The organism is Bacteroides acidifaciens (genome assembly GCF_903181435.1).
In the GTDB taxonomy this organism is placed as follows: Bacteria; Bacteroidota; Bacteroidia; order Bacteroidales; family Bacteroidaceae; genus Bacteroides.
On the sequence record NZ_CAEUHO010000001.1, the window covers coordinates 898,548 to 921,468 of the forward strand.

15 protein-coding genes are annotated in these 22,921 nt (G+C 45.1%); 6 read left to right on the top strand and 9 right to left on the bottom strand.

What is annotated here, in order from left to right; translation table 11 throughout:
• Window positions 1-10: 10 nt before the first annotated feature.
• Window positions 11-3,211, bottom strand: coding sequence for a SusC/RagA family TonB-linked outer membrane protein (locus CLIN57ABFB40_RS03555; protein ID WP_175628915.1), 3,201 nt, complete (start codon window positions 3,209-3,211; stop codon window positions 11-13).
• Between the two features lie 256 nt (window positions 3,212-3,467).
• Here CLIN57ABFB40_RS03555 and CLIN57ABFB40_RS03560 point away from each other — a divergent pair, with 256 nt between their 5' ends.
• Complete coding sequence (locus CLIN57ABFB40_RS03560; protein ID WP_175628916.1) at window positions 3,468-5,351, top strand: alpha-L-fucosidase; 1,884 nt, start codon at window positions 3,468-3,470, stop codon at window positions 5,349-5,351.
• A gap of 19 nt (window positions 5,352-5,370) precedes the next feature.
• Complete coding sequence (locus CLIN57ABFB40_RS03565) at window positions 5,371-7,740, top strand: polysaccharide lyase family 8 super-sandwich domain-containing protein (protein ID WP_175628917.1); 2,370 nt, start codon at window positions 5,371-5,373, stop codon at window positions 7,738-7,740.
• Window positions 7,741-8,064: 324 nt separating this feature from the next.
• Here the strand turns inward: CLIN57ABFB40_RS03565 and CLIN57ABFB40_RS03570 are convergent, their stop codons facing one another.
• From CLIN57ABFB40_RS03570 to CLIN57ABFB40_RS03585, 4 genes are all read right to left on the bottom strand, one after another.
• Entirely contained in the window at window positions 8,065-8,502 is a 438-nt protein-coding gene (locus CLIN57ABFB40_RS03570; protein ID WP_175628918.1) for a hypothetical protein, read from the bottom strand.
• A gap of 518 nt (window positions 8,503-9,020) precedes the next feature.
• Window positions 9,021-10,148, bottom strand: a complete 1,128-nt coding sequence (locus CLIN57ABFB40_RS03575) for a type II toxin-antitoxin system HipA family toxin (RefSeq protein WP_175628919.1) — start codon at window positions 10,146-10,148, stop codon at window positions 9,021-9,023.
• Window positions 10,132-10,458, bottom strand: coding sequence for a helix-turn-helix domain-containing protein (locus tag CLIN57ABFB40_RS03580; protein WP_175628920.1), 327 nt, complete (start codon window positions 10,456-10,458; stop codon window positions 10,132-10,134). The genes CLIN57ABFB40_RS03575 and CLIN57ABFB40_RS03580 overlap by 17 nt, the downstream gene beginning before the upstream one ends.
• 575 nt (window positions 10,459-11,033) lie before the next feature.
• Entirely contained in the window at window positions 11,034-12,269 is a 1,236-nt protein-coding gene (locus tag CLIN57ABFB40_RS03585; RefSeq protein ID WP_175628921.1) for a fucose isomerase, read from the bottom strand.
• Between the two features lie 181 nt (window positions 12,270-12,450).
• Between CLIN57ABFB40_RS03585 and CLIN57ABFB40_RS03590 the strand changes: the two genes are divergently transcribed.
• Together CLIN57ABFB40_RS03590 and CLIN57ABFB40_RS03595 are read left to right on the top strand one after the other, a co-directional pair.
• Complete coding sequence (locus tag CLIN57ABFB40_RS03590; protein WP_024987316.1) at window positions 12,451-13,650, top strand: pyridoxal phosphate-dependent aminotransferase; 1,200 nt, start codon at window positions 12,451-12,453, stop codon at window positions 13,648-13,650.
• A 31-nt stretch (window positions 13,651-13,681) separates the two neighbouring features.
• Window positions 13,682-14,926, top strand: coding sequence for an ABC transporter permease (locus CLIN57ABFB40_RS03595; RefSeq protein WP_175628922.1), 1,245 nt, complete (start codon window positions 13,682-13,684; stop codon window positions 14,924-14,926).
• 36 nt (window positions 14,927-14,962) lie between these two features.
• On the opposite strand, the gene CLIN57ABFB40_RS03600 is transcribed toward CLIN57ABFB40_RS03595, so the two are convergent.
• The 4 genes from CLIN57ABFB40_RS03600 to CLIN57ABFB40_RS03615 are packed head-to-tail and all read right to left on the bottom strand — an operon-like array spanning window position 14,963 to window position 19,887.
• Window positions 14,963-16,135, bottom strand: coding sequence for a glycosyltransferase (locus tag CLIN57ABFB40_RS03600; protein ID WP_175628923.1), 1,173 nt, complete (start codon window positions 16,133-16,135; stop codon window positions 14,963-14,965).
• A 55-nt stretch (window positions 16,136-16,190) separates the two neighbouring features.
• A complete protein-coding gene (locus CLIN57ABFB40_RS03605; RefSeq protein WP_175628924.1) occupies window positions 16,191-17,210 on the bottom strand; it encodes an AI-2E family transporter in 1,020 nt (339 codons plus the stop codon).
• A 59-nt stretch (window positions 17,211-17,269) separates the two neighbouring features.
• On the bottom strand, window positions 17,270-18,523 hold the full coding sequence (locus CLIN57ABFB40_RS03610; protein ID WP_175628925.1) for a sensor histidine kinase: 1,254 nt from the start codon (window positions 18,521-18,523) through the stop codon (window positions 17,270-17,272).
• 5 nt (window positions 18,524-18,528) lie between these two features.
• On the bottom strand, window positions 18,529-19,887 hold the full coding sequence (locus CLIN57ABFB40_RS03615) for a sigma-54-dependent transcriptional regulator (protein WP_175628926.1): 1,359 nt from the start codon (window positions 19,885-19,887) through the stop codon (window positions 18,529-18,531).
• Window positions 19,888-20,264: 377 nt separating this feature from the next.
• On the opposite strand from CLIN57ABFB40_RS03615, the gene CLIN57ABFB40_RS03620 reads away from it, so the two are divergent.
• Complete coding sequence (locus CLIN57ABFB40_RS03620; protein WP_175628927.1) at window positions 20,265-21,566, top strand: TolC family protein; 1,302 nt, start codon at window positions 20,265-20,267, stop codon at window positions 21,564-21,566.
• Between the two features lie 107 nt (window positions 21,567-21,673).
• The gene (locus tag CLIN57ABFB40_RS03625; RefSeq protein ID WP_175628928.1) at window positions 21,674-22,921 is read left to right on the top strand and encodes an efflux RND transporter periplasmic adaptor subunit; all 1,248 of its coding nucleotides are present in this window, start codon (window positions 21,674-21,676) and stop codon (window positions 22,919-22,921) included.

Sequence of the window (22,921 nt, forward strand, 5' to 3'; positions counted from 1 at the left end):
AATCAGGTTATTACAAACTCATTTTCACACCGAATGTATAGGTTGCCGAGCGCGGATATGCCGAGTAGTCGAATCCTCTCGTCATGGACGAGTTGCGGGTAGATACTTCGGGGTCGTAGCCGGAATAGTTAGTCCATGTAATCAAATCCTGTCCGGTGACGTAGAGCCGCAGTGATTTGATTTTGCACTTGCTCAGCCATTTGGCGGGGAAGTTGTATCCCAACTGTATCGTTTTCAGGCGGAGAACGGAAGCGTCTTCCACTTCACGGTCGGTATTGAATCCCGGTTCGTAGAAACCTCTGGTGGGAGCCCACAGGTAATTGGTGTAATTTCCCGGAGTGATGGAACCGTCCGCGTTGACCGTGCGGGGTGTCCAGTGGTTTACCGCAGTAGCCAGTTGGTTGGTGTGCGCGCTCTTGAGCTCTTCCAGCAGTTTACGGTTGTAGTTAATCAGGTCGTTACCGTAAGACCATTGCAGGAATATGCTTAAATCGAATCCTCTGTATTCGAACCGGTTGGTGAAACCGCCGATATGTATCGGAAGTCCGTGACCGATGATGGTGCGGTCGTCCGTCGTAATCTTGCCGTCACCGTTGATGTCCTTCAGTTTCGGGTCGCCCGGACGGATTTCACTTCTCTTGCGTCCGTTGTCGGGGATACCGTCTTTCAATACAAATGTGTTCGGTGACACTTCGTTGAAGTCTTCGTACTGATATACTCCGTCAAATACATATCCGTACATTTCGGAAAGCGGATGACCTACCTTGGCGATATACATATCCGGAATTTCAGGATAGCGGATGCCCACTACGCGGCTTGTCTGTCCATCGGACAATGCGGTGATTTCGTTCTTGTTGAACGAGATGTTGAATGAACTTGTCCATTTCAGCTTATTGTTTCCGCCTTTCAGGTTGACCGTGTTGATGGCAAACTCAAAACCGGAGTTGCGTACGCTACCGATATTCTGCTGCACTTGTTCGAATCCGATGGATGGGGGAGTGTCGGCATACAGCAACAGGTCTTTGGTGTGCTTGTTGTAATAGTCGATGACTGCATTGATACGGTTGCCGAAGAATCCGAGGTCTACTCCGATATTCGTCTGATAAGTAGATTCCCATTTCAGGTCTTTATTAGCCATCTGGCGTATGTAGATGGCAGGAGACATGGTGTTGTTGAATGCATAATTCTCATTGCCGGCATACAGCAGGTGTGACGGGTAATTCTCCTGTGTGCGGTTGTTTCCCGTGATACCCCAGCCTACTCTTAATTTCAGGTTGGACATCCACTTCCGGGCGGGTCTCATGAATTTTTCTTCGGAGATTCTCCAGGCTCCGGATGCTGAAGGGAAGTAGCCCCATTTGTTGTATATCAGTCGTGAAGAACCGTCGGCACGGACTGTACCAGTGAGCAGGTAACGTGATTTCCAGTCATAATTGGCACGTGCAAAGAAAGACATCATATGTTGCTCGGTCTTCTCGGCATAAATCTTCTTGGGAGTTCCCTGGTCTATGCCCCAGAGTCCGAGTTCTTCCCATGGAACCAGTGATGCCTGACCGCCGAGATATTGGTACTGGTTGCTGGAGATTGATGCTCCCAACATACCTAATATATTATGGTTCTTCACTTTCGTGCGGTAAGTCAATGTGTAGTCGTTCGACCAGTTGTTGTATTCTCTGTAGTTGAAGCTACCGTTCTGCTTGTCGGGTTGGTAACGTGCGTCACCCCAATAAGTCTGTGAGTTATTGAATGTGGTACTTCTGACAATATTCGAACTCAGTGCGCCTGTCACCTTGAATTCCAGTTTCTTGGTGATTTTCCAGGTCAGGTAAGCGTTCATGTTCAGTTGGCGGCTTAAATTACCGGAATCTTCGTTCTGGACGGTTTTCACCGGATTATAGCGGTAGTCGGTGGCGCTGTTGATATTAGGGTCAAAAGGCTGGTTCAATATATCCTCGTCCAGCCTGTAGGTCAACGGGCGGTATCCTAATATGGAGTAGAACAGGTAGTGGCTCGATGTCCATCCCCCGTGACTTTCGGACGGGTTGGCGCCTTGAGTCTTGTTGTTGGCATAGTTCACGGTAAATCCTACCGTTACATTGGAGGTGAGCTGCTGGTCGAGAGTCAGACGTGTACGGAAGCTGTTGTATTCAGAGCCGGTCAATGTACCTTTTTGGTGGAAGTAAGAGGCGCTTGCGCTGTATTTGGTGCGTTGCGTACCACCGTTGAGGGATACATGATGGCTCGTGAACGGTGCGCCATCCAGTACGATGTCCTGCCAGTTGTATGCTTTTCTGTTGCGGTAGTCTTCCAGTGTTTGGAAACGACCCAACTTCTCATCATAACTCAGATAAGTTCTGTCCAGGTATTGGTCGCTGTACTGGTTCAGTTCTGTCTGCAACTTCACGAAGTCGTAAGCTCCCATCATTTTGAGGAACTGCGGTTCCGTTTGCCAGGAGAAGTAACCGTCATATGTTACGGTAGGGGGAGCTTCCTTTCCTCTTTTCGTCTGAATGATGATGACACCGTTGGCTCCACGGGCTCCGTAGATAGCGGTGGCCGATGCGTCTTTCAACACATCGATAGACTCGATATCGTTCGGGTTGTAAGCTGCCAGGTTAGGGTCTTCCGTCGGGAAACCGTCGATTACATAAAGAGGGGAACCGTCGGAACTGTCGGAGATAGTGTTGCTACCCCGGATGACGATATTGGAGGTGGCTCCCGGTCGTCCATCGGTGGCAACTACTTGTACGCCTGCGATGCGTCCCGCGAGAGCCTGGTCGATGGAAGCAACCGCTGCCTTTGTCAAGTCTCCCATGTCGGCTTTGCTGACGGAACCGGTCAGGTCGCTTTTCTTCACCGAACCGTAACCGATGGCTACCACTTCGTCCAGCATCTTGGCATCTTCTTTCATTTCGACGTTGATTTGTTTCTTGTTGCCTACCGTTACTTCTTTAACGGCGTATCCTAAAAAAGAAAAGGTGAGCACGGATGAACCTTTCGGCATTGATATACGGTAGCGTCCGTTGGTATCGGTGACAGTTCCCGTTTTTGTCCCTTTGACAATGACGCTTACGCCGGGCATCGGTTCTTTGAGTTCGTCTGTCACCACTCCGGTTACGGCAACCTGTGCGAAGACAGTGGAAATAGAGAAAAGCAGTATCCAAAGAAAGGACTGGCTTCTTTTCGAAAATAAGATTCGATTCTTTTTCATGTTCTTAAATTAAGATTAGACATTTCTGTTTTTAAACTGATACGGCAAATGTCGGAACTATGGCAATTTACTACCGGCATTGTCAGTACAAACGACGGACACAATGCGTACAAATCGCGGCTGTACTATCTGAGACGGCGATTTGTACGGGGAGTTAACCTGCATTGTACGCTATGTGCCCCTGGAGGTTTTTTGTATCTCCTATCTTTGTACCAAGACACTAATATCAAAAAAAATCTAATATCAAAAAAAGATTATGAGTAAAAGTTGGTTGGTGCTTGTCGCAGGTTTGTTATTCTTCAGTTGCGGCAAGCGAAATCCCGAAAAAGAAACAGAACCTCTTCCGCGGACGCAGAAAGAAAGAGTCAAGTGGTTTGAGGAAGCACGTCTCGGCATAATGATTCATTGGTCGTTGTGCACTCCGGCGTCGGGTCGTTTTTATGGTGAGAAAGTCCGTAACTCGGAATATGCCGAATGGATACGCTGCCATAATAAGGTACAGAAGTCCGACTGGGACCAAATGGCTAAACGCATGCCGATTTCCGAGAAGGAGATAGAAGACTGGGTGATTGCGACGAAAGAGGGGGGATTCAAATATCTCACTTTTGTGACGAAGCATCATGATGGGGTTGCTTTTTGGAACTCGAAAGTCAGTGACTATACATACGGGAAGCTGTCGGGAACCAATTTCGACGTATTGAAATGCTTGAAAGAGAAATGCGAGAAACATGGTATTGTTCTTTGTGCTTATTATTCCCACTGGTTGGACTGGGGACATCCGAACGGACGTAATAACGACTGGGACTATGTGGACGAGCAGAAGCCCGGTTTTGACCGTGTTGCGGCAGGGCGCGGAGACGTACAGGCTCCTTTCCGCCAATTGCCGACAGAGGAAGAGTATGATAAATACTGGCGTGAAAAGGCAATGCCGCAGGTAGCCGAACTGATAAAAGACTATGGTGTGAAACTGTTCTGGTTCGACTGTTGGCGCGAAGACCCTGTTGCCGAAGGGCAAATGACGGAAAAACAGATGCGCGATATGCTTGCCATGGTGCGCGAACTTGACCCTACCGTATTGGTAAATACCCGCTTGGGAATTCATGAAGTGGGAGATAACGGTGTTGACTTTCAGACGATGGGCGACAATGAGTTTCCGGCCCAACCGCTCGGACATACCTGGGAGACGGCGGCGACTTTCAATCATACTTGGGGGTACAACCGTGATGACCAGAACTGGCGTTCTACTACCTACTTTGTCCGCGAAATCGTAAAGGGTATCTATAAAGGCGGCAATGTGATGCTGAATATCGGCCCTCGTGCCGATGGTTCCATCCCGCCCGAAATCAAGACCCGTATCTCTGAAATAGGCAAGATGATACATCAGAATAAGGTTGGTTTCCACGGCACTTATCCTTCTCCTTTTGCTGAGGACTCACAGGACTGGGGGCTTATCACGCAGCGTACCGGGGATGGTAAGACGAAAGTGTACCTGCATGTTTTTGAATGGCCTTCGGACGGCATTATCCGTGTCAACGGGCTGAAGAATAAGGTGTTGGCAGCACGCATCCCTTCTTTGAATAATAAAAATGTGGAATTTGTGCAGAAAGGCTTACTTTTGCATGTACAAGGACCGATAAGCGAGCCGGTATCTTATGACTCGGTCATCGAACTGGAAGTGGAAGGCGAATTGCAGGCTGAGAACGGTTTCTGTGGCGAAATCAACTTCGGTGGTATTGCGATGGAACAGGCGAAAGCATCTCTGGCGGGCGGACTGGAACGTGCGAAAGGAGTGGATGTCACCGGAGTGGGGTATATATCTCCTACCAGTATCCGCGGATGGAAGTCGGCAGATGACGCTGCTTCCTGGAAAGTGTATATCCCTGAAGCAGGGGAGAGGGAACTAGCAATCTGTTATTCCTGTGATTCGGCGTCCGCCGGACAGCCTTATCAGGTGGAAGTGGAAGGAGTGGATTCCATCAAGGCTGTGACCCTGGCAGGACCTAAGGGATTCGGAGAGTTCTACACCCGCCATTTGGGTAAGGTTAAATTCCCGGAAGCCGGGATATATACTGTGAAGGTTCGTCCTGCCGATACTCCGAAGAAGGAATTGTTCGGATTGAACTGGCTGTTTATTGAATGAAATTTTAAATCGGTTAAATATGAAAAATAAAAGAATTTTTTGCCTGTCGTTTTTATTGCTGATAGGCGTTGTGGTAGCCTTTGCACAGTCGGACAAGGAAAAGGCTGTTCTTAAATTGCGCAATTATTATGCTCAGAATTACAATACGTATCCTGTCCGCAATAAGATAAATAAGGCGGATACTTACTTGAAACAGTTGAATGAAGAAGGGCAGTTTGAAGACCTGATAGCTTATGAGAAAGAGATTCATGATAAGAAATGGCTGGATAGGGTGTCTTTCCAGGACCAACAGAACATGGGGCTGTTTCTTGCCGATGCGACAGAACGCTTGTGGGTGATTGCCAACAACTTCAAAAGGAAAAAAGTGGAAGATGTACCGGAGAAGTTTTGGAGAGCCGTATTGAGATATGGTGACATTGAAACCCGCCGTCAACCGAACGACCGCTTTCACGCTTCTTGTTTCGCTATTCCCAAAGCTGCCTGCGGTGTCTATTTCTCTCTGTTCAAACAGATGGATATGCCGGGTGATACGCTTTCTCTACGCACCTCTGCCTGCGAAATGCTGAAGAAACTGGCTTTTCAATCGTGGACACAGCCCATGCGTAATGATGATACGGAAAAGAACATTGTAAGTGTGGAGAGATTCCGCCATCATGTATCGTGGGTGGGCGGAAATGCATTGGCTTATCGCCCGTTGCTGGAGACGGCTGCTATGCTGGATTCCATTCCGATGGTGGATGTAGTGGCGGCAGTGGCGAAAGGTAGTTTGAGCAGTGTGTCGCAGCCTACTTATGAGGAAGCTTTCTGGAATGAGGGTTTCACTGCCGATGGAGCCGGTTGGGGGCATGGTATGCAGTGCCTCGTGTGGGGCTATCCGATTCACGGAGCGCAGAGCGCACAGAATTTATTATGGATGCTCCGTGGAACTCCCTGGGCGGAAACGCTGACCCGTGATAATGTGGACGCATTGCTTAATTTCTATCGTGGCAGCACGTTCTACTATTACAAGGGCTTTATCCCCCCTTGCCTGGACCGTTATTCAATGGTATATTATGAAGGAAAGCCGGCTCATATTCCTTATCATCAGATGATGAAGGCTTCAGTAGAGCGTTGGCCGAAATCTTTCACGGAGGATGAAGTCCGCGAATTGAAACAGCTTATCACGGAAGTGGAAAAAGACAATATCCGTATGGATGGTTATCCGGGAGGACATTATAATGGTACGCGCTGGTTTTATAATAACGATGACTTGATTAAGCGTAATGCTGATTATTACATGATGGTGAATATGGCTTCCAACCGTTGTGACGGTTTAGAAAGTGCCAATAACTTTGCGGACGAATATAATATCTATACGAACGACGGGCTTACTTATTTCCAACGTAACGGGGATGAATACCGGAAAGTGATTGGAGCTATGGACTTGACAGCGTTGCCCGGAATCACTGCCCGGGAAGGTCAGGAAAGGCTGAAACCGTTCACCAACTGGAGAGGATTTACCAGTAAGCATAACTTTGCCGGTGGGGCGACTTATGGCGGACAGAATGCGGTAGCAGGCTTTATCTTCGAGAAAGTGGACGCTATGACCAGAGAAAGAAAAGATGTGAAAATCATCAATCCGGTGGCTTTCGGTGTAAAAGCGTATAAGTCGTATTTCATGTTGGGCGATTATATGATTGCTCTTGGAGCCGGTGTCACCAATTTGGAGCCGGAGCAGGAAGGTACGATACGTACTACTATGGAGCAGACTGTGCACCAGGGAAAAGTAACTTTGTATGATGGGAAGAAACAGCTTGAACCGGCGTCCGGTGTCAATCCGTTGATTGATAAAGGTAAGTCATTGTGGGTAGTGCAGGAAGGCGGATTCGCTTATATGCCTCTGCCGGAGTATACATCAAAGGCTTTCTTTTGCTGCGAAACCCGTCCCAATGAATGGTTGAAGAGAAACTTGTCGAACAAGGGTAAAAAGAATCTTCCGGAAACGGCTGACATATTCCGTGTGTGGGTAGACCACGGTCGGGAAGTCAAGGATGGCACGTATGGTTATGCTGTATATGCAGGCAAAGGACTTCCGGCAAAGAAAAATCCGTTTGCAGTTCTTAGAAATGACACATTGGTACAGGCTGTCCAGTCCACTGATAAGAAAGTGTTGGAAGCCGTGTTCTATTCAGCGGGCGAAACGCTGAAATGGCAGGGAATCCCGGTGAAAGTTTCCGCTCCTTGTGTGTTGCTTATCGAGAAAGAGGGAAAAGGCTACAAAATCTCTGTGACAGACCCGACGATGAATACGCAACTCAAGGAAATGAAAGTGGAGATAGGAAACACTTCTGCTACGATTGCTTTGCCGACTGGGAAAGATTGCGGAAAGAGTGTGACAAAAGTCGTGTAATCTGATTTCTAATAGAATTGGTTAGACGGACGATAAGTTGGTTTTAAAAAGACCTGTCCGGATTGTTTGGAAATTAATAAGGGTATCAAAAGCTTAGGATTCTGATGGAATCCGGCTTTTGATACCCTTTTCTTGTCTGTTTATATTTTACATGTCTTCCAATGAATAGCCTTTCTTGTGGTAATTCGTTCAATAGGATTCGCTGCCACAATTTTCCATATATGACTAGCTATTAATTGAATATAAAAATAATCCAGGTTATTATAACCGTAATTATAATAGGAAAGTGCTTCTTTTATTTGATTTTTCAAGATAAATCAGGTGCTATTTTAGCAATCGTTTCAAACGTCTCCACAATCTTTCTATCCAACTGACATGGAAAGACTCTTCGTACTGTGCAACTATTTTCTTGCAATCCCGTAACCGGACGTTTTGTCTTTTCATTGTAGCCTGTATTTCACTTATTTGGGCGATTTTATCTCTTTGCAGCATCAGTTCTTTGTCTTGTTTTCCAATGATTTCGACATAAATATCACAGATTCTCGTCTTTGCCATACACAGTTCTTCCAGTGTGTCGATGTACTCTGCTGTAATTCCTTTTTTACAATTATCTATGAATTCTAGGAAACTTTTTTCGTCGATGGCAGGAGTATCTTCTTCATATGATATGGGAAATCTTTTCATTTCCGCCCAAAGCTGGATGATTGCTTTATTATATCCATACTTTACTGCTGCTTCGTTTATGTTTATCCATTTCGACATGCTGCTTCTTTTTAAGATGTTCCACAATAGTGAGTGATATATATTTTGTTTATGTGATACAACGTGCATCCAGCCTTTTGTATGTCGGACGGCGGGCGTATGATTTAAGGTTATTATGGGGATTCTAATAACCGACCGGATACAAAAAAGGCATGGATGCTGTTGAATACCACCATCTCTGAACAGGGCCTAGCAACCTCACTACAAGATGATGATAACAACAGACATCCACGCCAATCGTTTATATATAACACATCTTTTACGGATATGTTGATATACAGCCGTTCAGGTGGAGTGTCTGTCGTATCATCTCTCTGTAGTTTAAAAACTTGCTAGGTTTTGTTCAAGAGAGATAATACGTATTTACTCCATTAAGAAATTAAATACCGCCTTCCATTTATTCCATCGCGCCGATGAATGGAAAACGTGCGACAAAGATAGATGTTTTTTTTGAAATGAAGTGGTAATATGGGAATAAATGCAAGAAGTTTAGTATGTAAGGGTAGATATGTGCTATTCTACGGTTTTCTTACATCAGAAATAGCATCTTTATAATCTTTAGATAAGATTTCATCACACAGGTCTGCTACTTGTCTGATAATTGATAATCCTTTTTTCTTAGGAATACGGATGCTTTCTCCAACTAGTAACATATCTTCAATTGTAGGTTTTCCGTGGTTATTGACGGACGTAGCGTGTTCGCCGTTATATCCGGAACATAAAGTAAGGTCGTAGGCGGGAGCCAAGTGCCATTTGTTTCTTTTACAGATGAAACTGAAATTCTTGGCATGGTCGTCCTTGTTGTCTGTCAAGATGTTGAAGACCATACGTCGAAACATTTCGTCTACTTGAAGAGGGTCTTGCGTGAGGAATCCGGTAAGGTGTAACAGGGTTTTATAATCTAATCTTGGCTGCAGAATAGATTCATTCAAGAGTGCTCCAGCAGTTGCAATGTGGATGCGTTCTCCTGCTTCTATATCAAAACGTTTGGTGGCAAAATATTTATCATCCAGCAGCTTGAAGTCAGGTACGTTAATTCCGCACTGGCGTGCTATCTCATTATATCGGTACTCCATTAGTCCCATATCTTTAGGGTCATAAGTATGCCTGAATTTCACCAACCACGAACCTTCGGTATCATGGAAAAGGCATTTCGGACGACAGCCACCTGAGTTGCCACTGTTGAAGTAGAGTATATCTTCGTCTTTATCCGATTTTTCTGACAATACGTCCAATGCCATTTGTTGAAGGTCATCCAAGTCTGGGAGTGACTTTTCTTCTCCGATGTAAGTTTCGGGGATATAGCATAATGCTCCCATACCCGAACAACCAATGATGCTTAACCGCTGAATAGGGGTTAAATCCATATCGTTCACTCCTTGCTTTTTCAATAGGCGATTCAGTAAGTAGCGACCATATCCATCGGGGAGACTGTCCTCGAAGATGCCGAAATTACCCCAAAAAGGTTCGGGTTGGGCAATAAATAAATCGGGCTTTAAAGGTAACTCTAGCGGAGAGATGGAGAAGCCGTTTGTCAACCATTCTTTATCATATTGGAAGGCGCAAAGACGGTTGTCGGGAGTCATGGTTAACTCTCCCACGGTCTGTTCGTGGTAAGTTACCGTTAGCTTATTTATCAATTTCATTACGCCCTCTCTTTCTGTTTTTGTTTCGGTTAATAGTATCCAACTCTTCCATAGTGTTATAAAGTGGCTCTGCTAGCAGCCCTTTGATGGCTTTAGAATAGCCTAATGCTTTTGTCAGTGCCACGTACGAAGCCAAAGATATGGTATGCTTTTGTTCGAACTTTGCGATTGTTGGCACAGGAACTCCGCTCAATATGGATAAAGCGTCCCTTGACAGACCTTTTTCTAATCGGCGTTGTTGAAGATTTTGCGCTAATATAGTCAGCAATTCTTCCGGGGTATCTATGTCGAAATTGTAAAGCAAAGGCATATTATTGTATCTGTTAATCTCGTTTTATGCTATTATCGAATATTATTGTATCTGATACAAAGATACTCTTGCTATTTGGAATTTCAAAATAAATCAGGTGCTATTTAGCAATTTGCAGGGTATGATATGGGTATAAATGTTTAAACTTAGCAGTTGATTTGGAAAAAGAATAGGAAGATTTAGTAACTTCTTCCTAATCTATTAATCTTTTCTTCCGTCCTATTAATCAATTCATCTAATTGAATTATCCGGTTGCACTTGTGCAAATGGGATGATACACAAGAGTAACTAGGCTGTTACACTTGTCTGTCCAGGCAGTTACACAAGTGTAATTTGATGTTTGCTAGTTAAATATGAAGATAGTAGGTGTTTTTAGGGATAATTCGCTGATAATTAGAATAATATGAAGAAAATGCAGTTTTTCTTCAGAAAAAAGCAAAAACATCCTATTGTTTTTTGTGAACTTATCTTAAAAATAGGGTGTTTTTAGGCTTAACTATTTGATTATAAGCTCTGCGACATTTTTGTATTTCCCCCTATAATACTTAAGAATAATACAAAAATGTCGCAGCATATTATTCGGTTCGTTTGCAGGCATTTGCCAGGAAGAACTCGTTCAATGCATCTTCATAGTTTCCATGAACCAGAATATGGTGATTGCCCAACGGATTCTTCAGGAAGTATTCAGCCGGAGTATTCATGCGGATGCGTACTTGTGTACGGCACATATTGATATAATTCGTATTTTCGGATAATGTTCCCGTAGACAGATAATATTCATCCAGACATTCGCCGCCGCACTTTATGATAGTCACGTCTCCCGTCGGAAGCAATCCCTGGATGGCAATTCCTTTTTCCGTTTCGAAATGATTACGGATAATATACCTTTCCGTTTGTTTGAGCCCGATGGTACAGTGGGCTAATATAAGTTCGTTGGTACGTGCATTAATCATGGAAGGGTTTGCCATGAATCCGTCTTTTCCGGTCAGTGACTTCACGGCGAGCAGGGTGAATATGGATTGAAGGTCACCTTCGCAGCCCGCCATTATTCCGTCGTCGTTCAGCAAGGACAATGCCAGACAGCCGGTAGTGTCGATTTGCTCAATCAGTTTGAAGCAGCTCAATGTCAGTGCTTCCAGTTTCTCTTCCTCGCATACCTTCTTGATAGCCCGGTATAGTCGCATCGCTTTGATGATATCTTCGGGAGTTCCCTCGCGGCAGGCAAGAGCTTGCGAGGCGACTGCCGCGCAGGAAGCACCTACCTGTTCATCCGTGATTTGTTGAAAATGTTCATAAATCCGTTCCAACGGAATATCTATGTATTCGATACCCCAACGGCGTTTTGCCAGCAGATAGTCAACATTACTGGCAACCAGCCAGGATGAAGGAGTTCCGATGACTCCGATACGTTTGCCGAATAGGGAACGCTGTGCTTGGAAATTATTATAAAGTGTATGTACACGCTGTATAATGGACGGCAATTCACCGTGAAGGATTTCACTTTTCATTCCCCTTCCGCGAAGCCATGTAGATATCTCCAGGGCGGCTGCAAGTGAGTTCTGCATACCGTCCGCCAGTAAAATGGCAGGGCGGGGAAGGCGTTCGAAATGTTGGATGACCAGTCTTTCTACTCCGCCGGTAGCTATAAAAATAATCTTGAAATCATCACTCGTCAGCTTGTCCATATCCTGATAATCGACAAACTGGACGGTATAATATTTTTCGAGTTCGCTTAAAATCGCTTCATGCGAACTGCGCAGCGTGGTTTGTTTATGAAGTAGTGACGCGAATGAGATAAGGTGTATGGTCATTATGATATTGTTTTAAGTTTTCTGTGTTACAAATGTATAGCTTTCTTTTCATAAAACCATAACGATTTTAACCTTGCTAAGGTTTTTAAAGTTTTTATGTCTCTGTATTCAAATTATTGCGTACATTTGCAGCTCCAAGTAGAAAAAGTAAATAGTAATTAAGTAATTTGTAGTTAAAATTATGCCAACCATATCCATTCGCGGAAACGAGATGCCTGCATCTCCTATCAGAAAACTGGCTCCTTTGGCAGACGCTGCCAAGCAACGCGGAGTCCATGTATTTCACCTGAACATCGGACAGCCTGACCTGCCCACTCCTCAGGCCGCGATTGACGCGATACGCAACATTGACCGCAAAGTACTGGAGTATAGCCCCAGTGCAGGTTACCGTAGCTATCGCGAGAAACTTGTAGGATATTATGCAAAGTTCAATATCAACCTTACGGCAGACGATATAATCATTACATCGGGTGGTTCGGAAGCGGTATTGTTTTCTTTCCTTTCCTGCCTGAATCCGGGGGACGAGATTATTGTTCCGGAACCTGCTTATGCCAACTATATGGCATTCGCTATCTCTGCCGGAGCGAAGATTCGTACTATCGCCACGACTATCGAAGAAGGTTTCTCACTTCCGAAAGTGGAGAAGTTTGAAGAGCTGATAAATGAACGCACCAAAGCGATACTGATTTGTAATCCGAATAACCCGACCGGTTATCTGTACACCCGTCGCGAGATGAATCAGATTCGTGACCTGGTGAAGAAGTATGATTTGTTCCTTTTCTCCGACGAGGTATATCGTGAATTTATCTATACAGGTTCTCCTTATATCTCTGCCTGCCATTTGGAAGGTATCGAGAATAATGTGGTACTGATTGACTCCGTTTCGAAACGTTATTCGGAATGTGGAATCCGTATCGGTGCGCTGATTACCAAGAACAAAGAGATACGTGACGCTGTTATGAAGTTCTGCCAGGCTCGTTTGAGTCCCCCTTTGATTGGACAGATTGCTGCTGAGGCTTCACTGGATGCTCCGGAAGAGTATTCGCGTGAGACGTATGATGAGTACGTGGAACGTCGTAAATGCCTGATTGACGGCTTGAACCGTATTCCGGGTGTTTATTCTCCGATTCCGATGGGCGCTTTCTATACGGTGGCAAAACTTCCGGTAGATGATTCGGACAAGTTCTGTGCCTGGTGTCTTTCGGACTTCGAATATGAAGGACAGACGGTATTCATGGCTCCGGCTTCCGGTTTCTATACGACTCCGGGTTCCGGTATCAACGAAGTCCGTATCGCTTACGTGTTGAAGAAAGAAGATTTAACCCGTGCGCTTTTTGTCTTGCAGAAGGCTTTGGAAGCGTATCCGGGAAGAGTAGATTAATAACTAATCACTAACCGTTAATCACTAAAAATTGTCTCTATCACTTTTCATAGCTCGGCGTATCTATCGTGAAAGCGATGGCGGAAAGCAGGTGTCACGTCCTGCGGTCCTCATTGCCATGGCGGGTATTGCTATCGGGCTGGCTGTGATGATTATTGCTGTGGCGGTGGTCATCGGATTTAAAAGTGAAGTACGGAATAAAGTCATAGGATTCGGCTCGCATATCCAGATTACCAATCTGGATGCGGCAAGTTCTTATGAGACTCATCCGATTATGGTGGGGGATAGCATGATGGCAGCTCTTGCCGCCTATCCTGAAATAAGCCATGTGCAGCGTTTTTCTACCAAACCGGGCATGATTAAGACGGATGATGCTTTTCAGGGCATGGTACTGAAAGGTGTCGGTCCGGAATTTGACCCTCGTTTCATGCAAGAGTATCTGCTGGAAGGCGAGATTCCCGTTTTCAGTGATTCGGTTTCCAGCAATCAAGTGCTTATCTCCAAGGCTTTGGCTACGAAGATGAAGTTGAAACTGGGAGATAAGATATATACTTATTATATACAAGACGATGTCCGTGCGCGTCGGTTGACTATTGCCGGAATTTATCAGACAAATTTCTCCGAATACGATAACCTCTTTTTATTGACTGATTTGAATCTGGTGAACCGCTTGAACGGCTGGAAACCGGAGCAGGTGACCGGGGTGGAACTTCAAGTGAAGGATTATGATAAGCTCGAAGATACAACGTATGAAATAGCGGTCGATACTGATAACCAACAGGATGAATTGGGGGGCGTATATTATGTGCGTAACATCGAACAGTTGAATCCCCAGATATTCGCATGGCTTGATTTGTTGGACTTGAATGTGTGGGTGATTCTTATTCTGATGGTAGGCGTTGCCGGCTTTACTATGATTTCCGGGCTGCTGATTATCATTATCGAACGCACGAATATGATTGGTATCCTGAAGGCTTTGGGAGCGAATAACTTCACGATTCGCAAGACCTTCCTCTGGTTTGCTGTTTTCCTGATAGGCAAGGGCATGCTTTGGGGAAATGTCATCGGTCTGGCGTTCTGTATCCTGCAAGCCCAGTTCGGTATTTTCAGGCTCGATCCGGAGACGTATTATGTAGATACTGTCCCGGTTTCTTTCAATATCCTGTTTTTCCTTCTGATTAATATCGGTACATTATTGGCTGCCGTCTTGATGCTGATAGGTCCCTCGTTCCTGATTACCAAAATCAATCCGGCGAGCTCTATGAGATACGAATAACTTTCTAATCTGAGTCTTTGGGGATGCTTTCTTAATTTATCTTCTCATAAAATCCCCTTTGCCACGGAAGAAACGGCAAAACTTGAAATTTAATGACTGCATTGGCTGGAGAATATCGAATACAGGCAATGAGAAATAATACTTCCTGTTGCCGCCCATTTCTTTGGCCGTCTGGTTGATGATAACGGCTTGCACGATGTAGCGAATCAGCCAAAGCAACAACGCAATGCCTGCTGCTAACCAATGGAAGTTGAGGATACCGAATACGATACCGGTGATGCAGGCAACGTAGAATAACAAGCGTGAAAAGGTTTCAAAACCTAATAAGTAGCGTTGTGCTCCGCGGTAAAAGCGTGAGGTGGCTACATAACTGACTTTTTCTTCTTCCCAGTCTTTATAGCGGTAAACGGGTTGTATCCGCATGGTTGCGTTGAAGTCCGTTTCTACGCGGGTATTGGAGTTGTTTGCCATCTGGTTGACGAAGAGGTCGTCTTCTCCGCGTTGAAGGTTCAGATATTTGGAATATCCTTTCTGCTTGAAGAATAATTCTTTGCGGTAAGCCATATTGCGTCCGATGCCCATGTACGGTTTTCCGGCCAAGGCGAAGCCTAAGTAACGTAATGATTGGAAAAAGGTGTCGAATGCGACACGTTTGTGCAGCCAGCCTTTGGTACGGTCGTAGCCACTGTATCCCAATACGATTTGAGTTTGTGAAGTGAAGTTGCGTGCCATCAGTTTCAGCCATTGGTTGCTTGCGGGCAGGCAGTTTGTCTCCGTGAATACCAGCCAGTCGTGTTTGCTGGCCTTGATGCCTAACGTCAGGGCCAGTTTCTTATGGCTGATATAGCGGGCGCTGTCCGGTGTGAAGCTGTGGTAGAGATGAGGATATTTCTCTTCCATATATCCCAGTACATCTTCTGTCTCGTCGGTGGAAGCGTCATTGATGACAATGACTTCAAACTGCGGGTAATCCTGTTCCAAAATAGCCGGAAGGACCTTGCGTAGGTTATCAGCTTCGTTGCGCGCACAAATGATAACGGAAAGTGGCGGCAATTCCCGAGTAAAGTGAGTTTCTTCTTTACGTACTGCTTTGTTGCGCAGATGTATCCGGTTGTATAATCCCAGATAATAAATAAGCTGAATAATAAAAAGAACGCCTGCCGCTGATAACACAATCAGTTCGACAGGATTGAATGTAAATGCTTCCATGAATTATAGTGTCGTTTTTACGCTCACAAAAGTACGCATTTTTTCGATAGTTCTTTCATTTTAGAAGAAGCTTATTTCGCGAATCCAGATATTCTTTTTTGAACATATCGACCAAAAGGAAGAAAAGCGATAGCAACAACGGCCCGAAGATGACTCCCATAAACCCGAATATTGGCAAACCGATGACTACGCCGAAAATAGTGATGAGCGGATGTATGTCTGCCATCTTCTTTTGGAGGATAAACCGGATAAGATTATCGGATTGGGAAATGACTATGGCGCCATACGCAAACAGACCGATTGCATTGAACCAGTCGCCCGTCAGGGCAAAATAGACAGATACCGGAATCCATACCAGTGCAGTACCTACCATCGGAATAATAGTGGCGAAGCAAGTGAAGAAGCCTAAAAGCCATATATTGGGGGCGCCGAAGATGAGGTAACCTATCATGGCGACCCCTCCCTGGATAACTGCCAGCAGAGGGATGCCTATGGCATTGGAACGCACAATCATAAATATCTCATTTGTTACTTCCTGTGTATTCTTGTCATTGAAGGGAAGGATGTCACCAATATAAGCTTCCATTTTTCTTCCACCCATGAGCATGAAATAAAGGATGAATATCATGACGAACAGGTTGATGGCGAGGCTGCTGATACTGCCCATGATAATTTGTCCGATACGTGGTGCTAAAGAAATGAGGAATGACAACGTATCGTTACCCAAAACGTCGTATCCGGTTTTTGTCTTGATGGCTTCTGCGGTTTGCTGGATTGGCCCGATAAAGGTTTGAGGGTCAAGATTAATGTTCTTCAGCAAGTCGACAAGCAGCCATACCGTCAGCCCCACGGGAACTAGAAAAACGAGAATTGTTTCTACGATAATCAATAGTGCGGCAATGCCGCGTTTCATATTTTTCTTGTTCAACAGGTAGCCCATCTGCCCGCGTACAAGAATATAAATGGTAAGTGCGCCCAGTAATCCCCCCATAAAAGGAGTGATTTGTCGGAAAATAATGACTCCCATTAATAGTATAATGACAATGAGTGAATATCTCCAGTATTTTTCTTTCATGCTTTTTTATGTAATAAGTTCCTTACACAATAACACATAAAAGCATGGAAAGGTTTGTTTTATAGCGGCATATCAATGTGAAAAATTGTTTTTCCGAGGGAGCTTTCCTTGACGGTGAGATGCCCGTCGTGAAGGCGGATGATTTGTTTACAGAGACTCAACCCGATGCCGCTGCCTTCTGATTTGGTGGTAAAAAAGGGAATGAATATCTTTTCCTGCAATTCGGGTGGGATGCCCGGGCCGTTGTCCGCAATGTCGATGGATATGCGTTCGTCCTGTTGTGCGTGGATACTGATACTTCCTTTTTCCGTTCCTTCCAGTGCTTGCATGGAGTTTTTCAGAAGGTTGAGCAGAACTTGGGAGAGTTGGTTCTCGTCGCCTTTCATATAAATCGTTTCGGGATGACAGGTCAGTGTAAAGGTGATATTGCTTTCTTGGAAGTCACCGGACAAGAGTTCACGGAGATTCTCCAGGGTTGCCGTAAGTGAGAACTGTTTCTTTTCGGGTTGCGGCAGGTAGGAGAGATGGCGGAAGGATTCGGTAAATTGTAACAGGCGTTCGCTTTGTGCCTGAATGATGCGAAGTCCGCGAACCGCTTTCTCGTTGATGTCCGGATAAGCGGACAGTGTTTGTGACAGGGAGATAATAGGGGCGATGGTATTCATTATCTCATGGGTGAGTACGTGGCTTAATTTGTTCCACGATTCACTTTCCTTGTCACTAAGTTCGTCGCCGATGTCCTTGATAGACAGGAGAGTAATTGTTTCATTTTGTAGCTTCATCCGGTTTTGCGAAAGGCTGAGATGCTCTTTTCTGCCTTTTTCTTGCAGCAAGGATTCGAGTTGCCTGTATTGGGTTAATTGCTGGCATCCTAATAAGGAAAGGGCGGTGCTGTTTGCCATGATTATCTTTCCGGTAGAATCCCATGCCAATACGCCGCTGGGTACTTCTTCCAGGAGTGAGCGGTAGAAATGTTCCTGTTTGGAGTATTCTGATTGGGTTTTGGCGAGCAGAAGGTTGATGCGGTTGAGAGAGCGGTTCAGTTTTTCCTGTTCTTTGCTGACGTTTTGTTCGGGGAAGTAAAGCATATTGTCCTTATCTTCTATGGCGTCGAAAAAGATACGCAGTTTTTGGTTGAATGAATTCAGTTTGTTTACCAGTCCGCTGCTTTGGAGGAAGGAGCAGATAATTAATAGTGTGCCTATCACAAATCCGCGTTGTGAGATGATAAGCCAGGTGCCTGTTCCCGAGGTGGCGAGAATAAGCACGACGTGTAACAGTATAATCCAATAGAGGTGTCGGCTGAATATCATGCAGTTCAGGGTTTGAAGCGTTTTAGTTTGTTGTAGAGTGTCTGACGACTGATTCCCAGTTGTTCGGCAGCCGCAGTCAGGTTTCCGTTGTTTTGCAGGATGGCTGTTTCAATGGCTTGCCTTTCCACTTCTTCCAGATTGGGGACGGTGCTGGTGGTTTGCGGTTTCCATGTCTGTTTTACTAGAATGTCTTTGGGACGTATCACGTTGCCTTCACATAAGATGACGGCTTTCTCGATGGCGTGTTGCAACTCCCGGATATTGCCCGGCCAGTGGTAGGAGCGTAGTTTCTCTATCGTTTGCTCGTGCATCCGCATTTCCGGACGTTGGTATTTGGAAGCGAAACGGTGGAGAAAGGTTTCAACGAACAGGAGTATGTCGTCTCCCCGTTCCCGCAATGGGGGGATTTCCAGGTGGATAGTGTTGATACGGTAGAATAAGTCTTCGCGGAATAATCCTTGTTTCACCATTTCAGGAATGTCTTTATTGGTGGCGGAAATGAGTCGTATATCAACGGGGACAACTTTATTGCTTCCGATTCGGGTGATATTCCTGTTTTGTAGTACAGTCAGCAATTTGGCTTGCAGTGCAAGGGGAAGATTGCCAATCTCATCCATAAAAAGAGAGCTGCCGCTGGCGGCTTCGAACTTTCCCGGACGGCTTTCGTAGGCATCCGTAAAAGCTCCACGCTCATGGCCGAAAAGCTCGCTCTCAAAAAGGGATTCGCTGATAGCTCCCATGTCAATACTTAACATTGGGCGGGGATTACGTGGTGACAAGCGGTGTATTTCCCTTGCCAGCATTTCCTTTCCGGTTCCGTTTTCTCCGGTTATCAGGATATTGGCGTCTGTCTTGGCTACTTTATTGACTACCTTTATTAATTGCAGCATGGCGGGAGAATGTCCTATCAGCATTTCCGGTTTGTTCGGATTGACGGAACCGGCGGTTTGGCTTTTTGATTTTGGGGAGCTTTTCCCGTTTGATTTATGATTGTATGCTTCCTTTATTTTCTGAACCAGTGTCCGGTTGTCCCATGGCTTGAGAAGGAAATCGGTAGCTCCGTTCTTCAAGGCTTTCACGGCCAGTTCCACATCTCCATAGGCGGTCAGCATCACCACAGGTAGCGTGGGACGGATTTCGTGAATACGTTTCAGCCAGTACAATCCTTCGTTGCCGTTATTGATGCCTGCCGAGAAGTTCATGTCAAGGATTACAATATCAATGGAAGTGGTGGTGAGCAGTGTTGTTATTTGGTTAGGATTGGCGGCTGTACGGACTGTACTGAACTCATTTTCGAGTAAAAGTTCCAGCGAAGCCAACACACTTTTATTATCATCTACTATTAAAATAGTTCCGGTTTCCATATATGTAAGATTGGGGGTATCTGTCTGGGTTGAATGATTCTTTAAGTTTTCGGGTAAAGATATTCGTTTTTGCTTTTTCCTGCAAGGGAGTGTCCAATAATTAGACGTTTTATGATAGATTTCCTGAAACATGGCTTTATTCTATGCTCTTCGTAAGGAATGATAGGAGTTTGAATGTTGAATAATTGTTGTTTGTATGCAATTTATGCTGGCTCTTTTTTGATAACGTCCAATTTTTAGACGTTATGGTGTTTAAAAATTGGACGGAAATGATAAGGTTGCGTGTGTCATCTGTTTTGTAATCAGTGAATTATATATTGTGGCATTATGTTTGCTTTATTATTCGTAGTAGAACACAATCGCATATATACTGAAGAATGAGGAATATATTCTTTTTATTGTTTTTATTACCCGCCATTGCGTATGCTCAACCTGCAATGAGTTTGGACGAATGTATCCGCTTGGCATGGAAGCAGAATCCTTCTATACGGAATAGTGCTATCGGCATGAAGGAAGCACGGACGGATTATGTCGCATCTATCGGTACATTCCTTCCCCGTATAGTAGCCAACGCAGAAACAGGGAAGCGATTCGGGCGTTCGATAGACCCGGATACCAATGACTATACGGATAAGACTTTTGAAGAAGGAACAGTAGGTCTTGACATGACTTTATCTTTGTTTGAAGGTTTCTCGCGTATCAATCAAGTTCGTTTTCGGAAAATAAACCGGGAACGCAGCGAGTGGGAGTTGAAAGACAGGCAGAATGAACTGGCTTATCAAGTGACGGATGCTTACTACAAACTGGTTTTGGAAAGAAGACTCTTGAATCTGGCTTTGGAACAAAGCAGGTTGAGCGAACGATACTTGAAACAAACCGAGACATTTGTGGAATTGGGTTTGAAATCCGTCTCCGACTTGCAAGAGGTGAAAGCCCGTAGGGAAGGGGATATATATCGTTATCAATCCCGTGCCAATAGTTGCCGGTTGGCTTTGCTGCATCTGGAACAGTTGATGAACTTTCAACCGGGCGATACACTTGTCATTCAGGATACGATTGCCGAATTGAGTAAACTCCCGTTGCTTTCACTCCCTTCTACGGAAACATTGTATGGGCAATCGTTGGAAACACTTCCTGCCATGCGTATGATTGGCTTAAAGCAGAAAGCCGCCCGCAAGGAATATGCGATGGCAGGCGGAGCTTTTTCTCCTTCTGTGTATGCCCGCTTTACGGTAGGTTCCAATTTCTATAACACTGCATTTTCCGCCAGACAATTGCGGGATAATATAGGAAAATATATCGGCATCGGTATCTCTTTCCCTTTGTTGAGCGGCTTTGAACGTCTGACGAATCAGAGGAAATTGAAACTGAACTTGTATCGCCTGAAGAATGAAGAAGAACTGGAGAAGCAGCAGCTATATACCGACATTGAGCAAACCCTTCTTTCCCTGCATGCCGGCTATACGGAACATCAACAGGTATTGCAGCAATTGAGTGCGGAAACTCAGGTCTTGAAAGAATCCGAACGAAAGTGGGAAGAAGGGCTTATCTCCGTCTTTCAGTTAATGGAAGCCCGCAATCGTTTTATCTCTGCCAAAGCAGAACTGGTTCGTGTACGCTTGCAGGTGGAGATGATGATGAAACTGGAGAAATATTACCGGGAAGGAACTTTTTTGTAAAGGCTGAATTAATACATCTTGAATAACAGGAATAAGACTTCCCGAATAAAAGAATTGACGTTTCTCAAATAACTAATTTATAATAATCCTATTTTGATTGATTCCTTATGGATACACCTATTGAACGCAAACCCGGCATTGCCCGCAAACACCTATATATAATAGGCGGCATAGCCTTTGTCATTGCTATTGTCTTATATTTCATATTCAGGGATACCGCTTCTTTCATGACTGTGGAGAAAGACCGCCTGACAATTGCTACTGTTGCTCGCGGTGAGTTTAACGACTATATTCGTGTCATCGGTCAGGTAATGCCTAACCGTATTATCTATATGGATGCCGTGGAAGGCGGACGCGTGGAAGAACGCCTGAAAGAAGAAGGTGCCATGGTGAAGGCAGGCGACGTGATTCTGCGTCTCAGCAATCCGTTACTAAACATTGGCATTATGCAGAGTGAAGCGGATTTGGCTTATCAGGAGAATGAACTCCGTAATACCCGTATCAGCATGGAGCAGGAACGCCTGCGTTTGAAACAAGAGCGCATCGGGCTGTATAAAGACAGGATGGTGAAGCAGCGCCGTTACGAACAATACAGTCGTCTGATAAAGGAGCAACTTATTGCACAAGAAGATTATCGTCTTGCCAAGGAAGAGTATGATGCGGCCAAGGAACAGTTGGAGGTCATTGACGAACGCATTCGGCAGGATAACATTTTCCGTGAAAGTCAGGTAAACAGCTTGGATGAGAACATACGTAATATGAAGCGGAGCCTCGCCCTGGTGCGCGAACGAATTGAGAACCTGAAAGTGAGAGCTCCTATTGACGGGCAGGTAGGTAATCTGGATGCACAGATAGGGCAATCAATAGCGGCAGGCGAGCATATCGGGCAGATTATAACTTCTGATTTGAAGGTGCAGGCACAGATTGACGAACATTACGTGGAGCGTGTTGTACCCGGACTGCCGGCCGACTTTACACGTGACGGTGCCAGCTATAAACTGGAGGTGACAAAACCCTATCCGGAAGTAAAAGAAGGACAGTTCCGCACCGATTTGCAGTTCACTGCCGGACGACCGGAGAATATACGTGCAGGGCAAACTTATCATATTAATCTACAGTTAGGCGACCCCGCACAGGCTATTCTGGTGCCGCGTGGCGGATTTTTCCAAATAAGCGGTGGGCGATGGATGTATGTTGTGGATGAAAGTGGTAAATTTGCTGTTCGTCAGCCCATCCGTATCGGACGACAAAACCCGCAGTATTATGAGGTTACTGAAGGATTGAAGCCTGGTGACCGAGTGATTGTTTCCGGATATGAACTGTTTGGCGATAACGAGAAACTGATACTGAAATAA